Consider the following 12,461-nt stretch of genomic DNA (forward strand, 5'->3'; position numbering starts at 1 on the left):
CGCGACGGCGATCAGCTCCGCACCGCGGGCGCCGTCGGGTTCACCCCCGACGCGCACGGTCGGTGTCGCGGTCTCCGGATCCTGCGCGGGGCGGACACCGGCGCGGCGCGCTCATACGGCGGTGCCGTGGACGACCGGGCCGGCGGGCCGGCCGCGGAGACCGGCCGCGCCCGCGCGGACGAAGCGCAGGCCCCGGGGGAAGTCGCGCAGCTGCTCCGCGAGGATGTCCAGACCCGTCACCAGGGAGTGCACCGGGACACGCCGTGCGGCGAGCACCTCGGAGGTCCACTCCAGGAATCCGGTGAACACCTCCGCGTCGTCCACGTACAGGGCGGTGGCCAGGAAGTCGAGGATGTGGACCAGGTCCTCCGCGGTCCGCTCCCGTTGCGCGTCGTCGTACCCGCGCATGGCCGGGAACCGGCTCTCCAGGTCCGTCAGCACCTGTTTGACCAGCTGACTGCGGGACCGGACCACCATCGTGTACTCCTGGTCCGCCAGGTGCGGCAGGTCGTCGACCGCCTGCCGGACCGCCGTGGGGCGCGGCAGACCGGCCTCCAGCGCGGCGGCCGCGCCGCGGGCGTCCGGGGCCCACCCGTCGGCGCCCAGGGCCCGCGCGAACCGGCCGTCCTCGCCGAAGGCCCTGCCCCCGGCGAGCACGGGCACCCCGACGGCCTGGCAGGCGGTGATGGCCGCGTGCGCGGCCGGGAGGTGGGTGGGGACCGACCCGGAGAGCAGGACGGCGTCGGAGTCGGTGTGGTGCTGGTGGGCGACGAGGTGGGGCGTGGGCGTCTGGGCGCCCAGGTAGTCCACCTGCCAGCCCCGCAGCCGCAGGACCTCGGCGACGAGCCGGGCCGGGAAGGCGTGCCACTCGCCGTCGACGCAGGTGACCGTCACCCGCCCGCGGTGCGGGGGGACGGGCCTGCCCGCCGCCGGACGGTGGACGAGGGCGGCGATCACGCGCTCGTTGATGGCCGTGGCGGCGTGCTCCTGGGCGACGGTGATGCGGTCGGCGGCCCATTCGGCGCCGATCCTCTCCTGCACCGCCGCGACGACGTCGAGCAGCAGGGCCTCCTCCTCCCATCCCGCGTCGAGCCCGGCGCGCACCACGTCGACGGCGTCGTACTCGGTGCCCTCGAGCACCGCCCGCCAGAGTTCGTCGCGCAGAACGGCGGTCGACGGGCGGTCCGTGCTCACGTGTCCCTCCCCGGGGCTTCGCCGGCGTCCGTGGGCGGCGCCGTGCGCGGTGCGCTGATGGCGAGGGCGGCCATGTCGTCGTGGCCGCCGCCGCCCAGCCACTGGGCGGCCAGCATCTGCACCCGCTCCACGACCGCTTCCCCCGGCATGCCGGCGCACTCCGCCAGCGCCTGCCGCAGCCGGTGCTCCCCGAACAGTTCGTCGCCCAGCGGTCCGCCGCGGGCCTCGGTGATGCCGTCGGTGTAGAGCAGACACGTCTCCCCGGGCGCGAGCACCTCCTCGGCCGTCCGCACCGTGACGGAGGGAAGCGCTCCGACGAGGGTGCCGTGGGTGGCCGCCTCCTCGACGCGGCCGTCGGCGCGGACGATGAGCGGGGGCATGTGCCCGGCGCTGGTCAGCCGGAGACGCACCCGGTGGCCCTCGCGCCTGACGGAAGCCAGCACCATGGTGGCGAAGCGGGTGTGGTGCGAGGTGAGCAGGGCTCCGTTGAGCAGGGTGAGGACCTGCCGGTGGTCGGAGGCCAGGGGCAGCAGCGCGTGCAGCGTGTTGCGGATCTTCCCGGTCAGGACCGCCGCGTCCAGCCCCTTGCCGGCCACGTCGCCCAGCACGACGAACGTCTCCTGCGAGGCGTCGGCCCCGGGATGGACGTCGTAGAAGTCACCACCGATCCGTTCGTGGTCGCTGGCGGCGCGGTAGCGCCCCGCGTAGTCCACCCCGTGCAGGCTCTCCAGGGCCGGCGGCAGCAGCTCCCGCATGAGCGTGGTGGTGATCGCGCTCTGCTCGCTGTACAGGCGCGCGGCCGACAGCGCGGCGCCCGCGCGTGCGGAGAAGAGCCGGGCGAACGCCTCCTCGTCCGGGGTGAAGGCCCGCTCCGTGCCGGTGCGGAGCAGGATCAGCGCACCGGCGGACACCCCGTGGCCGGGAAGCGGAGTGACGATGACGGAGCCGACGGGCCCGTCGAAACCCTCCGGGACGACCCACCCGGGGAGGGCGCCGGGGTCGATCCAGCGCGCGGGCACCGGCGGGAAACCCTGGAGGGCCTCGGCCAGTCCGGGGACGTCCCGGGCGTCGAACTGGAGCGAGGTGTGCTCCGCGGGCCCGCCGCGCAGGGCGTGGGTCACGGCGTGGCGGCGCCCGGCGGGCGGCAGGACGAGCAGCGCGGCGTCGGCGAGGTGCTCGGCCGCCAGCTGCGTCGCGACCTCCGCGCAGCGCGGCACGTTCAACGACGCGAGCAGGGTGCTGGAGACCATGGCGCGGATCTCCGCCTGCTCGCGGGCGCTCCTCAGGGACGTCTCCGCCCGGCGGCGGCCGGTGCCGTCCACCAGCCACCACACGGCGCCCCCGTCCGCGGCCGGGCTGGGATGCGCCTCGAAGAACCGGTCACCGATCTCCCCGGCGGCCGACGGGCCCGCCGGCGTGACGTCCGTTTTGGCGGTGAGGCTCCGGTGCGCGTCCGCCAGCCAGGCCGGCACCACGTTCCGTGGGCCGTCTCCTTCGTCACGGCCCGCCAGCACCAGCCGGGCGGGCGGGTTCAGGTCCACGACCGTGCCCTTCGCGTCGAGGACCACGACCGGGCAGGGGGCGTCCTGCCACGTCGGACCGGTACGGACGTCCGTGTCACGCGGGTGGGCGGGTGGGCCTGGGGAAGGAATCACAAGCGCAGGCACGCGTCGTGCGCACCCCACCGCCTCTCTGCCGGGGAAACCGGATCCGGCTGCCACAGTCCCCCATCCGTGTCCACGAAATCAACCTGCCCGGACGGCGACGAGCCCGCCGGGCGGCTGCGTACCCCGGGGCAGGGCCCTTACTCCCGCTCTTCGCCCGTACCGCCCGCACCCGTGCCCGGCGCGCTCCCGGGCGGCCCGCGCCGGGCGGCGGCGGCGCTCAGAGCGCCGTCACGGCCTCGCGCACGGCGCGGTGGACGGCGCGCGCCAGCCGCGCCCCCCACAGGGAACGGGGCCCGGCGAAGGCGTGCTCCTCCTCGTCCGGGCCCGGTGTGCGGGCGGCGACGCACACCGCGTCGGTGGGCGTGCCCGAACAGTCGAGGCCCGCCTCCAGGAGGGCCTGCACCTTCGCCTCCGTCGCCGTGCTCACCGCGTTGACCAGGGCGGCGTCGCTCAGCGGCACCGGCAGGGCGACGACGATGTTGATCGTGCCCGGCCCCTGGAGCCCGTCCGCGCCCTCCCCGGGCCGTGCGGCCCAGCCGCGCACGTCGACGCCCGCCGTGACGCAGGCCACCGCGCCGGCGTCCTCCGCGCGCGCGTACGCCGAGACGTCCGCCGCGGTCATCAGCCCCACCCCCGGGCCCCGCGCACCCGCGGCGGCGGCGAGCTCCGCCAGGTGCCGGTCGGGGTCGGTGCGCCGGTAGCCGTGGGAGACCTGGGCGTTGAGGACCCAGGTCCGCTCGCCGATGCCCCCGCCCAGCACCGCGCTGCTGATCATCCGCCGACCGGGCCCCGCGGTCCACAGCAGCGCGTGCAGCCGTTCGCCGTTCTCGACACGGGTCAGGCACCGAGGGGACGGCAGGGCGGGGGTGGAACGGGGCTGGGGGAGAACGGCGGTCACCGTGCGGGGCTCCTTGCTGGGCGGACCGACCGATCCTAGGGCCTGTCGCCCGCCGCGCACGGGGCGGGTCAGCGCCGTGCGCCCTCCGGCAGCCGGAAGCAGGCCGTGACGGTCTTGCCGTGGGGGCAGGGGCGGGCCTCCCAGGTGTCGGCCAGGGCGTCGACCAGCAGCATGCCGCGTCCGCCGGTACGTTCGGTGCTCGGTCCACGGGGCGTCGGCAGGGCCGCGGACCTGTCGTGCACCGAGACGTGCAGACAACGGCCGTCCCAGGACATGACCAGTTGCGCGCTGCCGCGGGCGTGGACGTGCGCGTTGGTGACCAGTTCCGAAACGGTCAGCAGCACGGCGTCCGCCGTCTCGGGGGCGGCCGTGTCCCAGCCCAGCGCGACGAGGTGCTCGCGTGCCCAGTCGCGGGCGGCCTTCACCCCGTGGTCCGTCGGCAGTGAGCGCGCCCAGCCCACCGTACGGACCGACGACTCGTTCATGGAATCCTTCCCGGTCGTCGCCACGCGGCCCGGACGAGTACGTGCCGGACCGCGCGGAAGCGGAAGCGAAACGGCTCGAACGGCTCAGCGGTGGCCGCCGCCGCGGAGCCGGCCCAGCAGACGCTGCGCCTGGGCCCGGCGCCGGGGGTCGGCCGCCGCCCGCCGTACCTGCTCGGCCGTACGCCGCCCCTGAGGGCTCCTGGCGAACTGTTTGATGCGCTCCACCATGCTCGGCATGGGTGCTCCCTTCCGCGGATCCGGTTCGTCCTTGCCGTTCTCCGCCTACCCCCTGCGGGCGGAGTCAGCCCTCGGGCGGCCGGACGGGCTCACGTCTCCTCCAGCGGCTCGTACACCTCCGCTCCCAGGCCGAACGTCCACGCCACCCCCTCCCTGGCCGTCCGGGTCGTCGGCGGCACACGGAGCCAGTACGTGCGGTGGGTGCCGTCCGGTTCGGGCGTGGAGTTGAGGACCTCGACCATGACGACCGGCTCGTCGTCGGCCAGTTCGACGCGCCAGAGCGTGCCCGTGCCGTCCCGGTGCAGGGGTTGCGCGCCCGAGTCGGCGAGATAGCGGTCGTAGCCGTAGTACTCGAGCATCACCCGCCGCAGTTCGGCGTTCTCCTCCTGCCGGATCCGCTCCGGGGTGAGCGTGCGCAGCTCCTCCAGGAAGGCGCGCGTCACCGGCATGCCGCGCCAGGCGCACAGGGCGAAACCGTCGGGGAACTCCAGGGCGGGCCCGTCGCCGTGGTCGAGCCGGCCGGCCTCGTCCCGGTGCAGGGCGACGGGACGCTCGCACACCACCGCCACCTTCTCGAACGGCCACCACCAGCCGGCGCTGCGGCACACCAGGGCCGGCCCGGCGAGCGCGGACCCCTCGGTGCGCAGGGCGGACAGCCACGGCGCGTCGTGCTGCCCGAGCAGCGCGTCCAGCAGGATCAGCCGTATCTCCGTGCGGGCGGCCGGTTCGTCGGCGGCGAGGTCGTCGAGCACCCCGGCGCGGATCCGGTCGACCAGCGCCTGAGTGGCGTCCCACAGCGCGCCGCCGGTCACCGACCAGTGCCGGGACCAGCCCGTCGCACCCAACTTCTCGTACCGGCGGTCGCGTTCGGCCGCCCACGGCGCGGTGCGCACCGCCTCGCGCACGCTCGCCCCGAAGTCCGTCCCCTCCCGGACCAGCGTCACGCCCTCGCGCGGCGACCCGGCCCAGATCACGCGCTCCGGCTCACTCAGCCCGGCGCTCCGGTAGGCCAGCCGGACGCCCTCCTCCGCCGCCGCCCGGTCGGCGGGCCCGGTGGCCGAGGCCCAGGCACGCCAGCGCGCCGTCTCCCCGGCGCTCATCGCCAGTGCGGCCGCCTTGCCGCTCTCCTGCGTGATCGTCATCGTCAACGTCCCCTGTCCCCTGCTGTGGTGTGGTGTTCCGTACGGTCGCCGGCGTCCGTCAGTCCGCCACCAGCCGCACCGAGCCGGGGACGTACTCCCGCTGCCGGATCACCCGGAACCAGCCCTTCGGCAGCGCGATCGCCGCGTGCTCCTCGTGGACGACCCGGCCGCCCTCGGGCAGGTGCAGCAGGAACGGCCCGAACGGGCCCGGTTCACGGATGAGCTCGCCCTTCCCGAGCACCGCGTGCGCGTGTCCGGTGACCTCCCCCAGGGCCAGCACCAGCCGGCCCCTGGCGTCGCGCGGCTCCTTGGGCGCGTCCGGGACGTGGGCCGGCACCGCCCCGTCCGCGACGGGCACGATCAGCACGTCTCCCTGCCGGTACATGGCTCTCCCCTCCGCTCCGGCGCACGGTGCTCCGGAGTCCATGTGCGGACAGTACGAGCCGGCACTGACAACGGACCGTCACCGGACCCGCCGCCGGGCGTTGTCAGTCGCTGTTGGTAGAACTGCTGCACGCACCGCCGGACGGCCCGCACCCCGTGTCCCGTGACGGCCTCGCCCACGCACCGCCTTCCTTCCCGCGTCGCACGACAGGAGCAGCCCGTATGACCATCGGTGGCCACCTCGAGGAGCTGTACGGCCTTCCCGCCCTCACCTTTCCCGGGCCCGGCGAGACACCGCGTGAGCTGCCCGGACCCGAGACCGTGGCCTGGCGGATCACCGCCGACACCTACGACGCCGAGGAGCAGTGGACCGAGGCCTTCGCCCGCTTCTGCTCCGCGGTCGACACCACCCGGGTCCGCGCCCTGATCGTGGGCGCCTGGGAGGACGCGTACGAGAGGAGTTCCGCCGACGTCGTCGAGGCGCTGGTGGCGGCGCGTGACCGGCTGCCCGGCCTGCGGTCGCTGTTCCTCGGGGACATGCACTCCGAGGAGTGCGAGATCTCCTGGATCACCCAGACCGACGTGACACCCCTGCTGTCGGCCTTCCCGGACCTGGAGGAGTTCGGTGTGCGCGGGGGACAGGGGCTGAAGTTCATCGCCCTGCGCCACGACGCGCTGCGCACCCTGACCATGGAGACCGGCGGTCTCTCGGTGGACGTCGTCCGCGGCATCGGGGCCAGTGAACTGCCCGCGCTGGAGAACCTCGACCTGTGGCTCGGCACCTCCTGGTACGGCGCCGACAGCGAGGCCGCCGACCTGGAGCCGATCCTCTCCGGTGCCCGGCTGCCTCGGCTGCGGCACCTGGCCCTGCGCAACAGCGAGATCCAGGACGAGATCGCCGCCGCCGTGGCGTCCGCGCCGGTCGTCGCCCGGCTGGAGGTGCTCGACCTGTCCATGGGAACCCTCGGCGACGACGGCGCCACCGCCCTCCTCGGCGGCCAGCCCCTGACCCACCTCAAGAAGCTGGACCTGCACCACAACTACCTCAGCGAACCCCTGGGGCAGCGCCTGCGCGAGACACTCGGACCCGCCGGCGTCGAGCTGGACCTCGACAAGGACGACGCCGACTGGGACGAGGACGACGACGGCACCGTCCACCGCTACGTCTCGGTGGGGGAGTGAGCACGCCATGGGCTACTACCCCTCGTACCTGACCCGCTTCCACGGACTGCCCGTGCACCACTTCGACGGCGTCACCGACGAGAAGGGCTCCGGCCCGGACCTCCCGGCCCCCGCCTCCGTCGCCTGGCGGCTCACGGCCGACTGGGAGGTGCCCTTCGAGGACCGGTGGAGCTCGTTCCTGGACCAGGTCCGCACCGACGAGGTCGTGGCCCTCGTCATCGGCGCCTGGTGGCAGGAGTGGGACGAGCACGGCGTCGACCCCGTCCTCGACCTGATCACGGCCGGGGCACACCGGCTGCCGAGGCTGCGGGCGGTCTTCCTCGGCGACGTCGAGTCCGAGCAGTCGGAGATCTCCTGGATCAAACAGGGCGACGTCGGCCGGGTGCTGCGCGCCTGGCCCGGTCTGTACGAACTCGGTGTGCGCGGCGCCGAGAACCTGGTGATCGAGCCGCTGCGGCACGAGGAGCTGCGCAGGCTGCGCGTCGAGTCCGGCGGGCTGCCGCCCGAGCCGGTACGCGGCCTGGCGGCCTGCGACCTCCCCGCCCTGCATCACCTGGAGTTGTGGCTGGGCACCAACTGGTACGGCGGCGACTGCACCCCGGCCGACGTCCGGGCACTCCTCGCCATGCTGGACCGCAGCCCCCGCCTCGCCCACCTGGGCCTGTGCAACAGCGACATCCAGGACGAGATCGCCGCCGCCGTGGCCGCCGCGCCCGTCGTCGCGGGTCTGGACTCCCTCGACCTGAGCATGGGCACCCTCAGCGACGAGGGGGGAGCCGCGCTGCTCTCGGGGCAGCCGCTGACCCATCTGCGGGCGCTGGACCTCGGGCACCACTACATGAGCGAGGAGATGACCCGCCGCGTGCGCGAGACGCTGGGACCGCACGTCCAGGACCTCGGCCTCACACCCGCCCACCGCAGCGAGTACCGGCCGGAGGAGCGTTATGTCGCGGTCGGGGAATGAACCGGGGCGGGCCGGCACCCCCGTGCGCCTCGCCGTCGTGGGCAACCCGGAGAACCGCAGGACGGCCCTCTACACCGACGCCGCCCGCGCGGCCGGACTGCCCGCACCGCGCGTCGTGCCCTGGGAGCGGGTCCTGCGCGAGGGCGGGGCCGACTTCGCCGCCGACGAGACCGTCCGGCTCGACTCACCCGGCGAGAACCCCGACGTCGACCGGCTGCTGAGGGACGTCCAGGACCCCACCCGCGTGGAGGGCTCGGCACGCTGGTACGCGCGGTTCACCGAGGCCGTCCGCGGACTGCGCGGCGGCATCCGGCTCGACGACGCCGGCGAACTGGCCGTCATGTTCGACAAACGGCGCTGCCACGCCGTCCTCGACGCGGCGGGCGTCCCCGTGCCCGGGTCACCCACCTCCGGCCCGGACGCCGTAGGGGTGACCGGCTGGGACGACGTACGCGCCGTCATGCGCGAGCACCGCATGCCGAGACTCTTCGTCAAGCTCGCGCACGGCTCCTCGGCCTCCGGGGTGCTCGCCGTCGAGGCGTCGGGCAGCGGCCGCGTCAGAGCCACCACCTCCGTCGAACTCACCGGGGACGGCAGGCTGTTCAACTCCCTGACGGTGCGCCGCTACGAGCGGGAGCGGGACATCGCCGCCGTCGTGGACGCCCTCGCCCCCGACGGCCTCCACCTGGAGCGCTGGCTGCCCAAGGCCTCCCAGCGGGGCCGCGCCGCCGATCTGCGGGTCGTGGTGGTGGCCGGCCGCGCCACCCACGCCGTCGTGCGCACCAGCGCCTCACCGATGACCAACCTCCATCTCGGCGGCACCCGCGGCGACCTCGACGCGGTGCGCGACGCCGTCGAGGCGGCCGGCGGCCGGTGGGCGGACGCCCTCGCCGTGTGCGAGCGCGCGGCGGCCTGCTTCCCGCGCACCCTGTGTGTCGGCGTCGACCTGCTCCCGGCCGTCGGCTGGCGCCGGTTCGCCGTCGGCGAGGTCAACGCCTTCGGCGACCTGCTGCCCCGCCTCACCGGACTGCCGGGCAGCGGGGCGGAGGGCCTCGACACCTACGCGGCCCAGGTCGCGGCGGTCCTGCGCCGCACCACCGGCCCGTCCCACCCGCACCACCGGTACAGAACGGGAACCACCCATGTCAGCGCCTGAACCGACGCCCGCGCCCGGCCCCCACGGGGCCGCCGCACCGGACCGAGACCCGGACATGAACGAGATCGTCGGCAGCCACGACATCCTCCTCGTCACCCTCGACACCCTCCGCTTCGACGTCGCCGCCGAACTCGCCGCCGAGGGACGCATCCCGAACCTGGCCCGCCATCTGCCCGGCGGCCGCTGGGAGCGGCGGCACGCCCCCGGCAGCTTCACCTACGCCTCCCACCAGGCGATCTTCGCCGGATTCCTGCCGACACCCGCCGCGCCCGGCCCGCATCCGCGGCTGTTCGCGGCCCGGTTCGCCGGCAGCGAGACCACGGCCGGACGCACCTTCGTCTACGACACCCCCGATCTGGTGTCCGGCCTCGCGCGGGAGGGCTACCGCACGGTGTGCGTGGGCGGGGTCGGCTTCTTCAACAAGCAAGGGCCGCTCGGCTCGGTGCTGCCCGGACTGTTCCAGGAGTCCCACTGGGAGCCGGAGTTCGGCGTCGCCTCGCCCACGTCGTTCGAGGCCCAGGTGGCCCGCGCGGAACACGTCGTACGCGAACTCCCCGACGAGCGGCGCCTGTTCCTCTTCGTCAACGTCGCCGCACTGCACCAGCCCAACTGGTTCCACCGGCCCGGCGCGACCCGTGAGGACGGCGACACCCGCGCCACCCACGCCGCCGCCCTGGAGTACGTGGACCGGCACATCGGCCGGCTGTTCGCCGCCGCGAGCAGCCGGCGCCGCTGCTTCGCCGTCGTCTGCTCCGACCACGGCACCGCCTACGGCGACGACGGCTACACCGGCCACCGCATCGGCCACGAGTCCGTGTGGACCGTGCCCTACGCCCACTTCTTCCTGGACCGCACCCCCGCCGAGGCCGCCCGATGACCACCACCGCCACCCCCGCCCGGACCGGCGCCGACGCCCCGGCGAGCCCGTACCAGAGCTACGTCTACGCCTACCCGCACAAGACCGCCTACCGCGAACTCGCCGACCGTCCCCGCCTCGACACCCTCTGGGCCGGCGAACCCAAGGACGCCCTCTCCCTCTATCTGCACATCCCGTTCTGCGAGGTCCGCTGCGGCTTCTGCAACCTGTTCACCCGCATCGGCGCCCCCGACGGCCTGACCGGCGCCTACCTGGACGCCCTGGACCGGCAGGCGACCGCCGTACGGGAGGCACTGGGGGAGAGCCAACCCGTGCGGTTCGCCACGGCCGCCTTCGGCGGCGGCACCCCCACCTTCCTCACCGCCGCCGAACTCCAGCGGCTGTGCGACATCGCCGAACACCGCATGGGCGCCGACCTACGCGCCGTCCCGCTGTCCGTGGAGGCCTCACCCGCCACGGCCACCGCCGACCGCCTCGACGTGCTGGCCGCGCGCGGCACCACCCGTCTCAGCCTGGGCGTGCAGAGCTTCGACGACACCGAGGCCCGCGCCGCCGTACGCCCGCAGCGCCGCGCCGACGTCGAGGCGGCCCTCGGCCGTGTCCGCGACGCCCGCATCCCCGTCCTCAACATCGACCTGATCTACGGCATCGACGGCCAGACGGAACACACCTGGCTGCGCTCCCTGGACGCCGCCCTCGCCTGGCACCCCGAGGAGCTGTACCTCTACCCCCTCTACATACGGCCCCTGACCGGCCTCGGCCGACGCGCGGGCGAGGCGGACCCGGCCTGGGACGAGCAGCGGCTGCGCCTGTACCGCCTGGGCCGCGACCACCTCCTCGCCCACGGCTACGCACAGCAGTCCATGCGCATGTTCCGCCGCGCGGACGCCCCGCCGCAGGGCGCGGACGACTACGCCTGCCAGACCGACGGCATGATCGGCCTCGGCTGCGGCGCCCGCTCCTACACCGCGGGACTGCACTACTCCTTCGACTACGCCGTCGGCATGCACGAGATCCGCGGCATCGTCGACGACTACGTCTCCCGCCCGGCCGCCGACTTCGCCCACGCCGAGTACGGCCGCCGCATCGACACCGACGAGGCCCGCCGCCGGCACCTGCTGCAGTCCCTGCTCCAGGCGGAGGGCCTCGACACCGCCGACTACCGCGCCCGGTTCGACGGCCGCGCCCCGGCGGACGACTTCCCGGCCGAGCTGTCCCGCTTCGCCGACCGCGGCTGGCTGGAGGAGGACACCGGTCCCGGCGCCACGCGCCTGCGCCTGACCCCCGAGGGCCTGGCCCACTCCGACGCCATCGGCCCGGAGCTGTTCTCCCCGGCCGTGCGGGCCGCCATGGCCGCCTACGAGCGGAAGTGAGACCGCAGCCGATGGACCTGACCCTCCTCTACCGGGGCCCGCTGGCCTCCTGCGACTACGACTGCCCGTACTGCCCCTTCGCCAAGCGCCGCGACAGCCGCGAGCAACTGCGCGCGGACCGCGCCTGCCTGGAGAGGTTCGCCGACTGGGCCGACGCGCAGACCACCGACCGGCTCTCCCTGCTCTTCACCCCGTGGGGCGAGGGCCTGGTCCGCTCCTGGTACCGCAGCACCCTGACCCGGCTGTCCCACCGGCCGCACATCCGCCGCGTCGCCATCCAGACCAACTTGAGCTGCCGCACCGACTGGCTGGCCGGCGCCGACCTGGACACGCTCGCCCTGTGGTGCACGTACCACCCGGGCCAGACCCCCTACGACCGCTTCCTGGCCAAGTGCCGTGAACTGGACCGCCTCGGCGTCCGGTTCAGCGTCGGCATCGTCGGACTGCCCGAGCACCTCGACGCGGCCCGGCGGCTGCGCGCCGACCTGCCCGAGAAGGTGTACCTGTGGGTCAACGCCGCCGAGGGCCGCGCCTACGACGACGCCGAGGCCGGCGTGTGGACCGCGCTGGACCCGCTCTTCCCCTACAGCCGCCGCCCCCACGCCAGCGCGGGCCTGCCCTGCCGCACGGGGGAGTCCGTGATCTCCGTCGACGGCGAGGGCACGGTCCGCCGCTGCCACTTCGTCCGCGCCGAACTCGGCAACCTCTACGACGGCAGCTACCGGCAGGCGCTGCGCCCCCGTCCCTGCCCCCTCACCACCTGTGACTGCCACATCGGCTACGTCCACCTCGAAACGCTGCCGCTGTACGACGTGTTCGCGGGCGGTGTGCTGGAACGGATACCGGCCCCGGCCGGGTAGCCGCCCGTGCCACGTGACGTGTTTGCCGCGGGAACCAGCGGC

General features: G+C 74.6%; 13 protein-coding genes. 6 read left to right on the forward strand and 7 right to left on the reverse strand.

Annotation, left to right across the window (positions count from 1 at the left end; genetic code table 11):
- Window positions 1–111 precede the first annotated feature (111 nt).
- From ACZ62B_RS26950 to ACZ62B_RS26980, 7 genes are all read right to left on the reverse strand, one after another.
- Window positions 112–1,194: a cobalamin B12-binding domain-containing protein gene (locus ACZ62B_RS26950; RefSeq protein ID WP_468723580.1), complete on the reverse strand. Its 1,083-nt coding sequence runs from the start codon at window positions 1,192–1,194 to the stop codon at window positions 112–114.
- The gene (locus ACZ62B_RS26955) at window positions 1,191–2,762 is read right to left on the reverse strand and encodes a PP2C family protein-serine/threonine phosphatase (RefSeq protein WP_469692333.1); all 1,572 of its coding nucleotides are present in this window, start codon (window positions 2,760–2,762) and stop codon (window positions 1,191–1,193) included. Before ACZ62B_RS26955 ends, ACZ62B_RS26950 begins: the two co-directional genes overlap by 4 nt.
- A 316-nt stretch (window positions 2,763–3,078) precedes the next feature.
- Window positions 3,079–3,759 carry an adenosylcobinamide amidohydrolase gene (locus ACZ62B_RS26960; protein ID WP_344560140.1) on the reverse strand — a complete coding sequence of 227 codons (681 nt, stop codon included), beginning with the start codon at window positions 3,757–3,759 and terminating at the stop codon, window positions 3,079–3,081.
- A 68-nt stretch (window positions 3,760–3,827) separates the two neighbouring features.
- On the reverse strand, window positions 3,828–4,244 hold the full coding sequence (locus ACZ62B_RS26965; protein ID WP_344560141.1) for an ATP-binding protein: 417 nt from the start codon (window positions 4,242–4,244) through the stop codon (window positions 3,828–3,830).
- Window positions 4,245–4,328: 84 nt separating this feature from the next.
- A complete protein-coding gene (locus ACZ62B_RS26970) occupies window positions 4,329–4,481 on the reverse strand; it encodes a hypothetical protein (RefSeq protein ID WP_167748598.1) in 153 nt (50 codons plus the stop codon).
- A gap of 89 nt (window positions 4,482–4,570) precedes the next feature.
- Window positions 4,571–5,623, reverse strand: a complete 1,053-nt coding sequence (locus tag ACZ62B_RS26975) for a DUF6745 domain-containing protein (protein ID WP_468723588.1) — start codon at window positions 5,621–5,623, stop codon at window positions 4,571–4,573.
- A 58-nt stretch (window positions 5,624–5,681) separates the two neighbouring features.
- Window positions 5,682–6,008 (reverse strand): hypothetical protein, encoded by a 327-nt coding sequence (locus ACZ62B_RS26980; protein ID WP_344560143.1) that lies wholly within the window; start codon window positions 6,006–6,008, stop codon window positions 5,682–5,684.
- A gap of 221 nt (window positions 6,009–6,229) precedes the next feature.
- Here ACZ62B_RS26980 and ACZ62B_RS26985 point away from each other — a divergent pair, with 221 nt between their 5' ends.
- Genes ACZ62B_RS26985 through ACZ62B_RS27010 form a run of 6 tightly spaced genes read left to right on the forward strand, consistent with a single transcriptional unit; the run spans window position 6,230 to window position 12,419 of the window.
- On the forward strand, window positions 6,230–7,189 hold the full coding sequence (locus tag ACZ62B_RS26985) for an STM4015 family protein (RefSeq protein ID WP_344560144.1): 960 nt from the start codon (window positions 6,230–6,232) through the stop codon (window positions 7,187–7,189).
- A 7-nt stretch (window positions 7,190–7,196) separates the two neighbouring features.
- Window positions 7,197–8,153 carry an STM4015 family protein gene (locus ACZ62B_RS26990; protein WP_469692337.1) on the forward strand — a complete coding sequence of 319 codons (957 nt, stop codon included), beginning with the start codon at window positions 7,197–7,199 and terminating at the stop codon, window positions 8,151–8,153.
- Window positions 8,134–9,309 carry an STM4014 family protein gene (locus ACZ62B_RS26995; RefSeq protein ID WP_344560146.1) on the forward strand — a complete coding sequence of 392 codons (1,176 nt, stop codon included), beginning with the start codon at window positions 8,134–8,136 and terminating at the stop codon, window positions 9,307–9,309. The genes ACZ62B_RS26990 and ACZ62B_RS26995 overlap by 20 nt, the downstream gene beginning before the upstream one ends.
- A gap of 55 nt (window positions 9,310–9,364) precedes the next feature.
- Window positions 9,365–10,186 carry an STM4013/SEN3800 family hydrolase gene (locus ACZ62B_RS27000; RefSeq protein ID WP_344560147.1) on the forward strand — a complete coding sequence of 274 codons (822 nt, stop codon included), beginning with the start codon at window positions 9,365–9,367 and terminating at the stop codon, window positions 10,184–10,186.
- Complete coding sequence (locus tag ACZ62B_RS27005; protein ID WP_468888844.1) at window positions 10,183–11,559, forward strand: STM4012 family radical SAM protein; 1,377 nt, start codon at window positions 10,183–10,185, stop codon at window positions 11,557–11,559. Before ACZ62B_RS27000 ends, ACZ62B_RS27005 begins: the two co-directional genes overlap by 4 nt.
- 11 nt (window positions 11,560–11,570) lie before the next feature.
- Window positions 11,571–12,419 carry an STM4011 family radical SAM protein gene (locus ACZ62B_RS27010; RefSeq protein ID WP_468723598.1) on the forward strand — a complete coding sequence of 283 codons (849 nt, stop codon included), beginning with the start codon at window positions 11,571–11,573 and terminating at the stop codon, window positions 12,417–12,419.
- Window positions 12,420–12,461 lie beyond the last annotated feature (42 nt).

The organism is Streptomyces sp. NPDC053426 (assembly GCF_055585405.1).